At 43.3% G+C, this 12,727-nt stretch carries 12 protein-coding genes and 1 tRNA gene; 5 read left to right on the plus strand and 8 right to left on the minus strand.

The genetic code is table 11. The features are described from left to right. Positions 1-169: 169 nt before the first annotated feature. Complete coding sequence (locus tag DW917_RS10755; RefSeq protein ID WP_370453531.1) at positions 170-1,831, plus strand: putative transporter; 1,662 nt, start codon at positions 170-172, stop codon at positions 1,829-1,831. Positions 1,832-1,864: 33 nt separating this feature from the next. Here DW917_RS10755 and rsmD read toward each other — a convergent pair whose 3' ends face one another. The 3 genes from rsmD to DW917_RS10770 are packed head-to-tail and all read right to left on the minus strand — an operon-like array spanning position 1,865 to position 3,706. Further along, on the minus strand, positions 1,865-2,395 hold the full coding sequence (gene rsmD, locus DW917_RS10760; protein ID WP_118118614.1) for a 16S rRNA (guanine(966)-N(2))-methyltransferase RsmD: 531 nt from the start codon (positions 2,393-2,395) through the stop codon (positions 1,865-1,867). Positions 2,396-2,427: 32 nt separating this feature from the next. After that, complete coding sequence (locus DW917_RS10765; protein ID WP_118118616.1) at positions 2,428-3,243, minus strand: DUF3822 family protein; 816 nt, start codon at positions 3,241-3,243, stop codon at positions 2,428-2,430. Further along, the gene (locus DW917_RS10770) at positions 3,227-3,706 is read right to left on the minus strand and encodes a hypothetical protein (RefSeq protein WP_118118618.1); all 480 of its coding nucleotides are present in this window, start codon (positions 3,704-3,706) and stop codon (positions 3,227-3,229) included. Before DW917_RS10770 ends, DW917_RS10765 begins: the two co-directional genes overlap by 17 nt. A gap of 54 nt (positions 3,707-3,760) precedes the next feature. Between DW917_RS10770 and DW917_RS10775 the strand changes: the two genes are divergently transcribed. After that, the gene (locus tag DW917_RS10775; RefSeq protein ID WP_118118620.1) at positions 3,761-5,236 is read left to right on the plus strand and encodes an ATP-dependent RecD-like DNA helicase; all 1,476 of its coding nucleotides are present in this window, start codon (positions 3,761-3,763) and stop codon (positions 5,234-5,236) included. Positions 5,237-5,397: 161 nt separating this feature from the next. Here the strand turns inward: DW917_RS10775 and DW917_RS10780 are convergent. Continuing rightward, positions 5,398-5,479: transfer RNA gene (locus DW917_RS10780), tRNA-Tyr, on the minus strand. 339 nt (positions 5,480-5,818) lie between these two features. Here DW917_RS10780 and DW917_RS10785 point away from each other — a divergent pair. The 3 genes from DW917_RS10785 (at position 5,819) to DW917_RS10795 (ending at position 10,189) form a co-directional block, all read left to right on the plus strand. Then, a complete protein-coding gene (locus DW917_RS10785; RefSeq protein ID WP_118118622.1) occupies positions 5,819-6,484 on the plus strand; it encodes a SprT-like domain-containing protein in 666 nt (221 codons plus the stop codon). A 477-nt stretch (positions 6,485-6,961) separates the two neighbouring features. Then, positions 6,962-8,728 carry a hypothetical protein gene (locus DW917_RS10790; protein ID WP_147344169.1) on the plus strand — a complete coding sequence of 589 codons (1,767 nt, stop codon included), beginning with the start codon at positions 6,962-6,964 and terminating at the stop codon, positions 8,726-8,728. Positions 8,729-8,776: 48 nt separating this feature from the next. Continuing rightward, positions 8,777-10,189, plus strand: coding sequence for a DUF5723 family protein (locus tag DW917_RS10795; RefSeq protein WP_118118626.1), 1,413 nt, complete (start codon positions 8,777-8,779; stop codon positions 10,187-10,189). A 312-nt stretch (positions 10,190-10,501) separates the two neighbouring features. On the opposite strand, the gene DW917_RS10800 is transcribed toward DW917_RS10795, so the two are convergent. The 4 genes from DW917_RS10800 to DW917_RS10815 form a co-directional block, all read right to left on the minus strand. Then, positions 10,502-11,161, minus strand: a complete 660-nt coding sequence (locus tag DW917_RS10800; RefSeq protein WP_147344170.1) for a hypothetical protein — start codon at positions 11,159-11,161, stop codon at positions 10,502-10,504. 91 nt (positions 11,162-11,252) lie between these two features. Then, positions 11,253-11,717 carry an ankyrin repeat domain-containing protein gene (locus DW917_RS10805; RefSeq protein ID WP_118118630.1) on the minus strand — a complete coding sequence of 155 codons (465 nt, stop codon included), beginning with the start codon at positions 11,715-11,717 and terminating at the stop codon, positions 11,253-11,255. A gap of 12 nt (positions 11,718-11,729) precedes the next feature. After that, a complete protein-coding gene (locus DW917_RS10810; RefSeq protein ID WP_147344171.1) occupies positions 11,730-12,392 on the minus strand; it encodes a hypothetical protein in 663 nt (220 codons plus the stop codon). An 18-nt stretch (positions 12,393-12,410) separates the two neighbouring features. Further along, positions 12,411-12,727 (minus strand): PDDEXK nuclease domain-containing protein (locus tag DW917_RS10815; RefSeq protein WP_118118634.1); only part of this gene is annotated, 317 nt, incomplete at its 5' end.

A 12,727-nucleotide genomic window follows, 5' to 3' on the forward strand; every position in this document is an offset into this window, starting at 1 on the left:
CTTTTTGCAAAACGATTGCAAAGTTACTAAAAAACCGGGAAAAAGAAAAAGTTTTCTTACTGTTTCTGAGAAATAAAATCGATTTTATTTTGTTTTGTCCCTGATTCTGATTACCTTTGCACTCGAAATTGAATAAAAACTCAATAAAAACAACTATTGATAGATTTAGATCATGTGGTTTGATGGATTAATCAACGTACATTCGGCGGTGCAGGGCATCGTCATTCTTTCCTTGATTTGTACTTTGGGTCTTGCGCTTGGTAAGCTCCATATCAAAGGCATATCATTGGGAATCGCTTTCGTCTTTTTCGTGGGAATCGTAGCCGGACATCTCGGTCTGACTGTCGATCACAATATGCTGGAGTTTGCTGAAAGCTTTGGTCTCACCATGTTTGTCTATGTGCTCGGACTCTACGTGGGTCCTAACTTCTTTGGTTCCATGCGGCATGAGGGCATTTCGCTCAACCTCTGGAGCATGGCGGTCATCTTGGTGGGTACGCTCTTCTCGCTGCTGCTGTGCTGGGTGCTTCCTGTGAGTTTGCCGGATATGGTGGGCATCCTCTGTGGTGCTACTACCAATACACCTGCACTCGGTGCTGCCCAGCAGGCTTTGCAACAGTTGGGCATGCCGAGTGGTGGTGCTGCCTTGGGCTGTGCGGTCACTTATCCCTTGGGCGTCGTGGGCGTCATCTTAGCGATGATGCTGTTGCGCAAACTCTTTGTGAAGCCTGAGGATCTGCAAATCAGAAGCAATGATGATGACGACCATACTTCCATCGGACAGTATCTGATTGTGAATCCGGCACTCAATGGTAATACGATTGCAGAAATCTCCATGCTCACTCACCGTAAGTTTATCATCTCTCGTGTCTGGCGTGGTGAACAGGTGATTGTGCCACAAGCTGATACCGTGCTTCATACAGGCGATAATGTGCTGGTGGTGACGAATAAGGACGAGGTGTCTGCCATGCAGATTCTCTTCGGTAAGAAAGTGGATAAGGAGTGGAATAATGATAAGGTGGACTGGAATGCCATTGATGCTAAGGTGGAAAGCCGCATCATCGTGGTTACCCGTCCGGGACTCAATGGTAAGCGACTCGGACATCTTCAGATGCGCAACAGCTATGGTGTGAATGTGAGCCGTGTGCTCCGTGGTGATATCCGACTGTTGGCTACCGATGATTTGCGACTTCAGTATGGCGATCGTCTTACGGTAGTGGGCGATCCTACCAGTATCGACCATGTGGAACAGTTCTTGGGTAATGCTGTCAAGACACTCAACGAACCTAACTTGGGTGCTATCTTCCTCGGAATCATCTTAGGTCTTGCCGTTGGCACGATTCCGTTTAACATCCCTGGCATGTCGGCTCCGGTACGTCTCGGTATTGCCGGTGGACCTATCGTGATGGGTATTCTGATTGGTGCTTTGGGACCTCGTGTGCATTTCATTTCCTATATGACTCGCAGTGCAGGTTTGATGTTGCGCGAATTGGGTCTTGCCTTGTATTTAGCGTGCTTGGGTCTGGAGGCGGGCGGTCAGTTCTTCGAGACAGTTGTCCGTCCCGAAGGTCTGATGTGGGTAGGCATCGGCTTCCTCATTACACTGGTTCCTGTAGTCATTGTGGGTTTCATTATTCTGAAAACCAAGAAGTATGATTTCGGAAGCATCTGCGGCATTCTCTGTGGAAGTATGGCCAATCCGATGGCGCTGAACTATGCCAATGATACCTTGGAAGGGGATACACCAAGCATCACTTACGCTACGGTTTATCCCCTGGGCATGTTTGTCAGAGTGATTATCGCTCAGATTCTCATCATGTTCTTTGTCTGATAGCCATCTGTGTGGCTATCAGAAAAGAGTTGATTATCTGAAGAGGGAGAAGTTGACGCTGCCGTAACTTCTGTGCTCTAAAAATCTCGGATGGTCGGAGAAATCATGGTTTTTGCCATGCTCAAAAACGAAGATACCGTCCTCGTTGAGCAGTTCGCCGTTTAATACTAAGTCTGGAATCTTTGCCAGGTCTTCCAATGCATAAGGGGGATCGGCAAAGATGAAGTCGAACTTCTGGTGGCAGGATTTCAGAAAGCGGAATACATCGCCACGTACCAGAATATCCCTTTCTTCATTGAGTTTCTTGAAACATTGGCGGATGAAATTGGCATGGTCACGGTCTGCTTCTACGCTTACCACTTGCTTGCATCCGCGCGAAACGAGTTCCAAGGAGATGCTTCCTGTTCCTGCGAAAAGGTCGAGGGCAGTGGCATCTTCAAAGTCGATGTAACCCTGGAGCACATTGAAGATGTTCTCCTTGGCGAAGTCTGTAGTAGGGCGTGCCTTGAATGTACGGGGAATGTCAAAATGGCGTCCCTTATATTCTCCTGTAATGATTCTCATATTTCTTTTTGTTTATCAATCTGATTCTTTCTTTATTTGCTCAAGTATAGAGCTAACAGGTCGAATGGCATGCCTTTTATCTCTGTGATAGGGGCACGGTTGAACTCTGCACAAGGATTCAGCACATTCACCTTTCTGATATAGAGTTTGATGTTGTAGAGAAGCCATTCTTTGTCTGGAATATCGCCTACGAGATGCAGTTCGTCCTGCTGCTGGTCCATTCCCAACTGTTTCCATACATACATCATGAAATAGATGGCATCCTTTGGGTGGGGTGCCTCGAATGAATTGAAGAACTTGAAACGGTTCTTTTCAAAACTGAAGATATCCACCTTCTTGTCATGGAAATAGGCAAACAACTTACGTCTGATTCCTGCGAAACTGCGCTGGTGAAGGTAGTTCCATACGGGTTGAAGGATTGGGGTGAAGCGCACATTGCTGAAATTGTCTTCTACCACCAATTTCAAGTCCTTGTTGATAGGGAAGATAGCCACAACATTCAGTGATGGCTGCACCCGATAGTGAAGAGCATCACTGCCGTGCTTCGTGAAAGCATGCTGGTAGAGGGTGGCGAGGTCTTCCTCCTTGAATTCTTCTACCGGTACGATGAGTACTGGGGTATCTATATAGACTCTTACCTTCGAATATCCTCTTTGCAGCAAGTCACTCTCCTTGAAAGCCTGACGCAGGTTTGCCGCCATGGAGACTCCACTTTTCACCGTGTAAGGTTCGTATATCACTTGATGCTCGGCTTCTCTGTCCACGACGGAAAAGCTGAGTGTATTGTTGCTCACGCGGATAGTGAGTCGGGCTTGTTGCCAATTCTTGTTGTTACCAGTTACCTGCATTGTTGTTGTCTGTTGTAATGTCACCTATCTTTAGTCCAGGATATGCTCCTGAAATCATTGCTTTGTCTATGAGTTCCTGTACGGCATTCTCGTCCAGTCCGTTGAGGAAGTCTTCATAAGAGGCACCGCATTCCATCAGCGGAATCTGCTTGCCGCTCTTGCTGACGATGGTTGTGGCAGAGAGTGTAAACTTCTTGCCGTCAGAATAGGGGATATACTGTAGGGATTCCTGCAGATATTTTCCCTTGATGAGCGTCTGGAAATCCCCCGAATAGCCTCCGTGCCGTGCCTTATATCTCTCTTCTGCCGTACGTATTTTCATAAGTGTTTCCTTCACCGCCTTTTCCCGTTCTTGTTGGGCAGACTGGAAACGGAGCGGCTGAGAGATACTCAGCGTGCAGAGTACTAAAAGCACGATGACGCATGCCCCCAATATATAATTTATGTTTATTTTTCGTTTCATTTCAAAAAGTATTGTTACTTTTGCAAGTGCAAAGATACAAAATGTTTTTGAAATATGGTCAAAGAAGAGTTAAAATATCAGATATTACAACAATTTGGGTTTCAGCCTACTTCTGAACAGGCGCATGCCTTGGAGGTTTTTGCTCAATTCCTCACAGATACGACCCCTCATTGTGCGATGATTCTGCGGGGTTCTGCGGGTACGGGTAAGACTTCCCTCTCGGGTGCTATCGTACGTACTTTGCAGGCTATCCGTCAGAAGGTCATGCTTTTAGCTCCTACGGGTAGGGCGGCTAAGGTTTTTTCGCTCAACAGCGGTTGCCCTGCCTATACCATTCATCGCCGTATCTACCGTGAGAAATCTTTTGCCGGTGTGGATGGAAAATTCAATCTGAATGATAATCTCTATACCGACACCTTGTTTATGGTGGATGAGGCTTCCATGGTTTCTAATCTCGGATTGGGCGATGGCAATTTCGGTAGTGGCTTTTTGCTGGACGACCTGGTGCATTTTGTTTATCAGGGACGCAACGACCGTCTGATGGTTATCGGTGACAAGGCTCAGCTGCCGCCGGTGGGGGAGGAGGAATCTCCTGCTCTTCAGGCGATGATGCTGGAGGGCTATGGACTAAAAGTGTACGAGTGCGACCTCAATGAGGTGCTTCGTCAGAGTCAGGAGTCCGGTATCTTGTATAATGCTACGGTCATTCGCCAGATGATTACCCATGATGATATCACCCAGTTGCCTCTCATCCGCTTCCAGGGTTTTGCCGACATTGTGATGATGCCGGGCAATGAACTCGTGGAGAGTCTTGCCAACAGTTATTACCAGGTAGGACAGGATGAGACGATGGTGATTACGCGCAGCAACAAGAGGGCGAATATCTATAATAATGGCATCCGCAATATGGTACTCGACCGGGAGGAAGAACTCTCCGGCGGTGATATGCTCATGATTGTGAAGAACAATTATTATTGGACAGAAAATGAGCGGAAGCAGATGAAGGCTTCGGACGATACGCCTGAAGTGAGAAAGGAACTGCAGTCAATTCCTTCTTTCTTAGCGAATGGTGACCGGGCGAAAGTATTGCGGGTGCGCCGCCATCTGGATCTTTATGGTTTTCATTTTGCTACACTCCTGCTCCAGTTTCCCGACTATGATAATTATGAAATCAGCGTAACGGCATTGTTGGATACCTTGCAGAGTGAGGCTTCAGCCCTTACCCGTGAGCAACAGGAACAGCTTTTCCGTGGGGTAGAGGAAGACTATCAGGATATTCCGCTGAAGGCAGACCGCATGAAGGCTATCCGAGAAGACCAGTACTTCAATGCCGTGCAGGTGAAGTATGCCTATGCCATCACTTGCCACAAGGCACAGGGTGGACAGTGGGAACATGTCTATGTAGATCAGGGATATATGACGGATGATATGTTGACGCCTGATTATATCCATTGGCTTTATACCGCCTTTACCCGTGCCAAGAGTAAACTCTTCTTAGTGAATTGGCCTAAAACACAGACGCAGGCATGAAGAGTTCCCTGCGCTGGAAATAATTTTTGCTTGGGCAGGGAGAAATTTTTCCTTGCCCAGCCAAAAATAAAAGTGGGGGTAGGTGGGTATATAAAAACGAAGAATCCGAAACCTAATTAAAGGAATCGGATTCTTTATTTTTTGAGTTGTTTTGGGAAAAGTGGGTGGTGATGGATTCGAACCACCGAAGGCATAGCCAGCAGATTTACAGTCTGCCCCATTTGGCCACTCTGGTAACCACCCTTGCTCTATGTTTTCAAAAGCGAGTGCAAAGGTAGTGTTTTTATTTCATTCCACCAAATTTTTCTGCAACTTTTTTCTCTTTTTCTTCAAAAAACTTCATTTTCCCCTATAAAATCCACATTTTCTCCTTCCTTTTCCCTCCTTTTCCCGACTTTGAAGAACTGCTGCCATGGCGATGCACCCAAGTCTTCGGCAGCTTCTATATAACTGCTCGTTATAAAATTTGCGTGCAATGTTACTCATTTTCCAATCAATATTGAATAAAATGCTGGAAAAATTGTATCTTTGCAACCGGTTTGACACAAAGATAGGGATATTCCTGTATTTATATACATTTTTATGATTGTAACTGTTGAATGGATGGAAAAATGGTTCAGGTTCTTCGACGACGAGTACTTCGGAGGAAAGTTGCCTACACCTGAATTGGGGGTTACCCGGGCCAAGACCAGGCTCGGGCAGATGGCGTATAAGAGAGCTACCCGATGGGGACGTACGAAACTTTATGATTTTAAGATTTCTATGTCCACCTATTATGATATGACAGAGAAGCAGGCCAAGAGTGTGCTCCTTCACGAGATGATACATTATATGATTGGTTATACCGGACTGAAAGATACGTCTTCGCATGGGCTTGTCTTTCGGGGACTGATGGATAAACTGAACCGCACCTATGGCTGGGATATCCGGGTGATGACTTCTACCAAGGGATGGAAGGTGAGCGAACAGGTGGTCAAAAAGAAAAAGGCACAGGGTCCGCAGACCTATCTGATCTTAGCAATAGAAATGCAGGATGGCAAGCATTATCTCTCACGGGTCAATCCCAGTTTTGCCCGTCGTATCGAAGGTCAGTTGGTGAAACTTCGGGAGGTGAAATCGCATTGTTGGTACACCACCCAGGAAAACTACTTTGAGGATTATCCGCAGGTGCGCAGTCTCCGTGGTCGTCGCATTTCAAAAGCCGATTTCGATCGTCTGCTGAATGTCTTGACTCCTTTTCATTTCTGATATTTCATCGTCCCACAGATTTCACAGATTTCACAGATTTATTTTACTTCAAAAAGATCTGTGTAATTTGTGGAACTTTATAATCTCTGCGAGGTTTATCTAAGATCTGTGTAAATCTGTGAAATCTGTGGGACTTAAAAAAACAACGGTCTATATGGGAACTATGCAAATCTGTGGGATTTTATGATATCAGCAAGAGCCTTATAATCTCAGCAAAACTATGTGAAATTTGTGGGACTTTTCCTAAAAAATAAACAGTATCAGCGCAGTCAACAGATTTTTCAGGTGGAAATATTCGTGAAAAAACAATGTCTTGCGTATAAATTGACGAATTGAGCGAAAAATTACCGATTATTTTACATGATTTTTTATAAAAATATGCTACATTTGCAAATGTTATTTAATTTATGTAACTTCTTTTAATGATTTTGAAGTTCTTTAATTATCAAATATACATAAACTATGAAGAAAAAGCAAATGAAAGCAAGTCTATTACTTGTATCTTTATTGACGGCTGGTTTCTTGGTAACCGGGTGTACGAATGACGATTATGATTTTGACCAGATTGATGCTACAATGGGATTTGGTGGTGGTGAATTGGAAATACCTGCCAGTTCTACCATGAACATTCCTTTGTCTGATATTCTGGAACTCGAAGAGAATGGTAGTGTGAAGATTGCCGCAAACGGTGATTATCTGTTCCAGTTGACAGGTACGGATGCTACTACAGCTTCTCCTCAAATTTCTCCTATTCACTTGACGGGTAGATCTTATAACCATACGATTACCTTGGGCACCAGTTCTGCTGCCAAGGGTACCCGTGCTGCTGGTACTCATCTCAGTTTTGTATCTCCTAAGCAACTGATGTTCGTATATAATGGTACGGATGCTGCCGTGAAGAGCCTGAAAAGTGCTGAGGTGAATGGCGGAATCGAGCTGATTGTGAACCTCGCGCTCAATGGTCTTTCTTCTGCTATCGCCACGATAGATAAGGCAACCATCAACCTTCCTGGCTATCTGCAGATTTCTCAGGTCAGAGGTGAAGGCAATGGCGTTCCTATGGTCAACGGTTCGAAGATTACCGTGGAGAATGTTTCAACAAGCCGCGATCTCCGACTCACCATCAAGGCTAAAAAACTGGATTTCGCAAATCAGAATGATTATTATGGTAAGGTTGTCATCGGCAATAATGGCTCTATCCAGATGGACGGTTATTTCGACCTCGGTATTGAGGCTAATGTAACGGGTGTTCCTACATCTGCACTGTCCATCGGTGCCAACGTGAAAGTCAATGATATTACCTTGAATTCTGCTACCGGTATCTTCGACCCGGAAATCAATATCTCAAGCTTGGGTGATGTAGCTGTGACTGGCGTTCCGGACTTCCTTTCAGAAGATGGCGTAAGAGCTGACTTGGATAATCCTCAGATTATTCTTTCCATCAAAAATGATATGGATGCAGCGGCAAAGGTGAGTGCAAAGGTGATTTCTACCAAGAACGGTCAGAACTTGGCTACCGTGCAACTCCCTGAGATGCATATCTACAAAACTACTGTTACGCCTGTAACCAAGATCTGTATCTGCCGCCATAAGACTGCAGAACTGACTGCTCAGTATGGTGCTGCCAATGTATATGAGGTGAGCAACCTGGCTACGCTTATCAACAAGCATATTCCAGACCACGTACAGATTACCAATGTAGAGGCAAAGGCTGATCTCAGTCAGGAAATGACTATCAAGTTCGGAAACAATTACAAGGTTGAGCCAAGTTATGAGGTCTATGCTCCGTTGGCATTTGCCGAGGGTGCTGTCATCGAATATGCAGATGATTTCGACGGTTGGAATGATGATTTGGATGAACTGGAATTGGCAGAGGGTACTTATCTGCGTCTTACTGCTGATGCACAGAATCTGGTTCCTGCTACCCTCATCGTAGAGGCTACTCCACTCGGAGTGGGTGGTACAGACATCAGCAACCAGATAGAAGTGAATATCAAGCAGGGTACTGTGAAGGCATCTGCTGATGGTGTCAAAGCCGAGACTTCTCCGCTGGAAATCGAACTCCGTGAAAAGGTAAAGGGCGCATTGCAGAAACTCGACGGACTCTCTTATAAGGTAAAAGGTAAGGCAAGCCATGATGGAACTACCGTGACCGGCATCAACCTCAACTCTGAGAAGCATACCCTGAAGTTGGAAAACATCAAGGTGAAACTCGTGGGTAAGGTGATTGGTAACTTCAATTAATGACAGAGAGTAGTAACAGAATAATAACACACATAAAAGACAAAGAAAATGATGAATAAAATATATAAGCATGTCTTGGTTGCCTCTCTGCTCATGATGAGTGGCACCGCAATGGCTCAGACGCTCAATTCCGCTTACTTTACTGACGACTACAAGTTCCGTCACGATATGAACCCGGCTTTTGAGAACAAGCAGAACTATATCACCATCCCTGCTTTGGGTAATATCAATGTCAACCTGCAGGGTAACTTCGGTTACAAGGATGTTGTACTGAACAATCCGATGTACGGACAGGAGGCGGGTGCCAAGAAGATGACTTCCTTCATGAACCCTTATATCTCTGCCGATGAAGCGCTGAAGGGTTTCAGTAAGAGCAACAACCGCATACAGGGTGATGTGGGCATCGCCATTCTTTCTGCTGGTTTCAAGGGCTTTGGAGGTTATAATACCATCGAGGTGAATGCCAAGGCATCTTTTGGCGCTTCCCTGCCTTATGAGTTGTTTGAATTTGCCAAGAACACGGGTAACCAGAATTATGAGATTGGTGATGTGAGCATGATGGCTCGCTCTTATGCAGAATTAGCATTGGGTCACTCTCATCAGATCAACAAGAAACTCCGCATCGGTGCTAAATTGAAGTTCCTCTTCGGTGTGGCTGACGGTGATGTTCGTCTGGAAAACCTGCGTGCTGACCTCTCTGGTACAGACAAGTGGATCGTTTCCGGCAAGGCGAATGCACAGGTTTCCATGAAGGGCTTTACTTATAAGACTTCCGAGGATGAATATAATAATTCAGACAAGGGAAAATATGACAAGATTGATGATGTTGATGTTGATGGCGCAGGATTGGGTGGCTTCGGTATGGCACTCGATCTCGGTGGTGTCTATAAGTTGAACGATAACCTGACCCTGAGTGCTTCTGTTCTCGATTTGGGTTTCATCAACTGGAGCAACAATATGAAGGCTGTGAATAGAGCTGAGAGCTTTGAGTTCAATGGTTTCCATGATACAGCCGTCAGAGAAAACAGCGGTCCTACCATTGACGACAAGATAGATGATTATGGCGACCAGATAACCGACTTCGTTAACCTGAAGGATTTGGGCGATCAGGGTAGTCGTACCACCGGTTTGGCAGCTACGCTCAATCTCGGTGCCGAGTACAGTTTGCCTTCTTATGACAAGTTGTCTTTCGGTTTCCTGAGCAGCACCCGCATCAATGGTGATTATACCTGGAGCGAGGGTCGATTGAGTGCCAACTGGAAACCATTGAAGTGGTTGGATGGTGGTGTCAACTTTGCAGTCAGCAGTTTTGCAGCCAGCATGGGTTACGTCCTGAATATCCATCCTAAGGGTTACAACTTCTTCATCGGTATGGATCACATCTTGGGTAAGACCAGTAAGGAGTTCATTCCTCTTAGTTCCAATGCTAGCATCGCTGTGGGTATGAGCGTTGCCTGGTAACAGACGAATCAAACAGCAAAAAAGGGTGTGTCATAAGTCTGTGACGCACCCTTTTTTCTGATAAAATTACGCAAGAATCTGCTGAATAGCTTTAAATGAGCTATTTATGAGTGTTTCGTCTCAATAGAGGTAATGATTTGGCAACAGGGCTATTTTCTGCAATGTGCATAGGATTGCTTGTCAAACAACTCTTATCGTTTGCAAAACTATTAATAAAATTTGGATTATTCTATAAATCCATTATAATTTTTGTTTTTTTTGCTATCCCCTAAATATAACGATTTTTTTGGACTCTTTTTCAGTTTCTTCTAACTATTTCATGTGCCTTTCTGAATAGGGAGTGAATTGTAATGCAAAGCGTTTATGTGCTGCTTTAAGATATGAGTCGTAGGCATGGTCAGAATGGTTATATTTATAAGGTACAATTTTCCCTTTTCTTAAGCGGACAATACGCCCTTGTTCGTCTATTCGATAGAAGAAAGTATGATAGTAGTTGTCCAAACATGGATTTTGGTCTTTGTCAAGCCATGAAATTTCTTCAAACACCTCTAATTTTAGAAGTTTACTTTGCTCGTAATATACCCATTTGCTTCTTTGGATATCCTCCATAGGAATATGCCGTTTGCTGTTGAAACTGAACTTTACAAATGTAGGTTTAATTTCGTTCATACCTAAATACAACACATCTGCAATTTTTCCTTCATGTCCATAAGTAACAAGAAATGTTTCATTTGTTTTCCATTCAAAACCAATGCTCTTTATGTTAAAGGCGCAGACAAGAACTTGGGCGTATGGTTGACTAACACCTACAAGCCTAACCTCTCGATTTTGTGCTTCCTTATGATGATAGAAAATGTCTCCGAGAAGTTCTTTTGCTAGAGTGTCTTTTAGTAGGACACCACTGTCTGGCGAAGCTTGTTGTAAAGTGTAGGAATAAGAATTTATGCTATCTATTTTTTCTACAAGATTCAAAAAACTTGCATACCTTGGTTGACACAGACAAGAGGATAGCCCCATTGTTATGACCAAGACTATAACGATAGTCAATAAGAAATGCCTCATATTACTTTTTACTTTGGTATTTTGAAATTAGATTTTTATTTGCAAGAATATTAATCATTTCCGTATCTTCAATTTGCTTTGCGAAATCTAAAGGAGAGCGCATAGCATTATTTTTACTTAATGCATCTGCTCCGTATTTTACAAGCAATTTGACTAAACAATAATCATCATTAGCATTGAATACAGCATACCATAGAGGATTATTGCCATAGCAATCAATAATATTTACATTTGCTCCCTCTTGTAATAACAATTCTGCAATGGTTATATTGTTGTATTGCGCACAGAAATGTAAAGGAGTCCATCCCATTTTATCTTGATGATCAATATCAATGCCTTTATTCACTAAATCAATAGCAATTGCATTTTCACAAGATACAATAGCTTCTTGTAGAAGATTTCTACCATACGCATTGCTATAATTTATATTTCTTTCAAGTATATTTTTTCGTTCATAGATTCTCATTTCAAGAACATTTTATTTATGATAAATCTGTATGCCTTTAACATCTGCGATACCCTCAAACATAATGGTTTCGTCATCGACTTTATTGATTTTATTTACGTATTGTCTTCCATTTATGTCATTGAGATATAAGGAATCATTTTGCAAACAATAGGTATATCTGTATAGGGTATCAGCTTGTGAGTATAATTCCACCGTACTATCATTGAAAAATTCAATCTCAGGATAATTGATCTGTCTTTCTCCACCATTCAAAGTCCAATGACCAACCAAATCCTCATTAGTGCAAAATTCGGTATTGTCTATTTTCGGAGCACTGATTGTACTAATTGAAAATAACAACCTAAGAATTAATATTGGTACTATCGGACATAGATAATAAAGCCAAGTTGCTCTTAAGTTCTTTGAAAGTTGAAACATAAATCTCAACAAAGGTAACAAGTAGATAGGATACAAGTAGATGGTTATAAGCATACCATAACGACATATTTTGTCTACATCAGAGCGAACAGGGGCATCAAAGAAGAATATAGAAACATAGCATCCCAAGGGCCATAATATCAGCGAAAATGCCATAAGTATAAAGAACACCTTCTGTAAAATAGTGGGTGTTCCTCCTAATATGCGAGCTATTAGCCCTTTATTTTGTTCTTGTTTTATTTCTTCTTTATTCATATTAAGCATCTTGGCTCGTTATTCTCGATTATCTTTCAACCCCTTTTCCAATTCCTCGATAGTCGGCATAGATGATTTGAAGTCTTTCGGGAAGAGTTTGGAGAGCTGATATTCCGATATACCCATTGGTTCCTTGTATGACTCCAAGGCATATTTAGCCACTACGTTGTCCTTGTCCTTACAGATAAGCAAACCGATGGTAGGGTTGTCGATGTCGGTCTTGAACTGATGGTTGACGGCTGACACATAGAAACTTAGTTGCCCCAAGAATGATGGATGGAACGACTGGGCTTTTAGCTCATATGTTGCGTAGTCAATTATGTTGGCTTCACATC

Source organism: Prevotella sp. AM42-24 (assembly GCF_003461825.1).
GTDB classification, from domain to species: domain Bacteria; phylum Bacteroidota; class Bacteroidia; order Bacteroidales; family Bacteroidaceae; genus Prevotella; species Prevotella hominis.

What these genes read in the sequence shown, in the direction of transcription:
- DW917_RS10805 (WP_118118630.1), bottom strand. Translation starts at nt 11,717, where the DNA reads ATGAGAATCTATGAACGAAAAAATATACTTGAAAGAAATATAAATTAT.
- DW917_RS10765 (WP_118118616.1), bottom strand. Translation starts at nt 3,243, where the DNA reads ATGCAGGTAACTGGTAACAACAAGAATTGGCAACAAGCCCGACTCACT.
- DW917_RS10810 (WP_147344171.1), bottom strand. Translation starts at nt 12,392, where the DNA reads ATGAATAAAGAAGAAATAAAACAAGAACAAAATAAAGGGCTAATAGCT.
- DW917_RS10775 (WP_118118620.1), top strand. Translation starts at nt 3,761, where the DNA reads ATGGTCAAAGAAGAGTTAAAATATCAGATATTACAACAATTTGGGTTT.
- rsmD (WP_118118614.1), bottom strand. Translation starts at nt 2,395, where the DNA reads ATGAGAATCATTACAGGAGAATATAAGGGACGCCATTTTGACATTCCC.
- DW917_RS10770 (WP_118118618.1), bottom strand. Translation starts at nt 3,706, where the DNA reads ATGAAACGAAAAATAAACATAAATTATATATTGGGGGCATGCGTCATC.
- DW917_RS10795 (WP_118118626.1), top strand. Translation starts at nt 8,777, where the DNA reads ATGATGAATAAAATATATAAGCATGTCTTGGTTGCCTCTCTGCTCATG.
- DW917_RS10790 (WP_147344169.1), top strand. Translation starts at nt 6,962, where the DNA reads ATGAAAGCAAGTCTATTACTTGTATCTTTATTGACGGCTGGTTTCTTG.
- DW917_RS10785 (WP_118118622.1), top strand. Translation starts at nt 5,819, where the DNA reads ATGATTGTAACTGTTGAATGGATGGAAAAATGGTTCAGGTTCTTCGAC.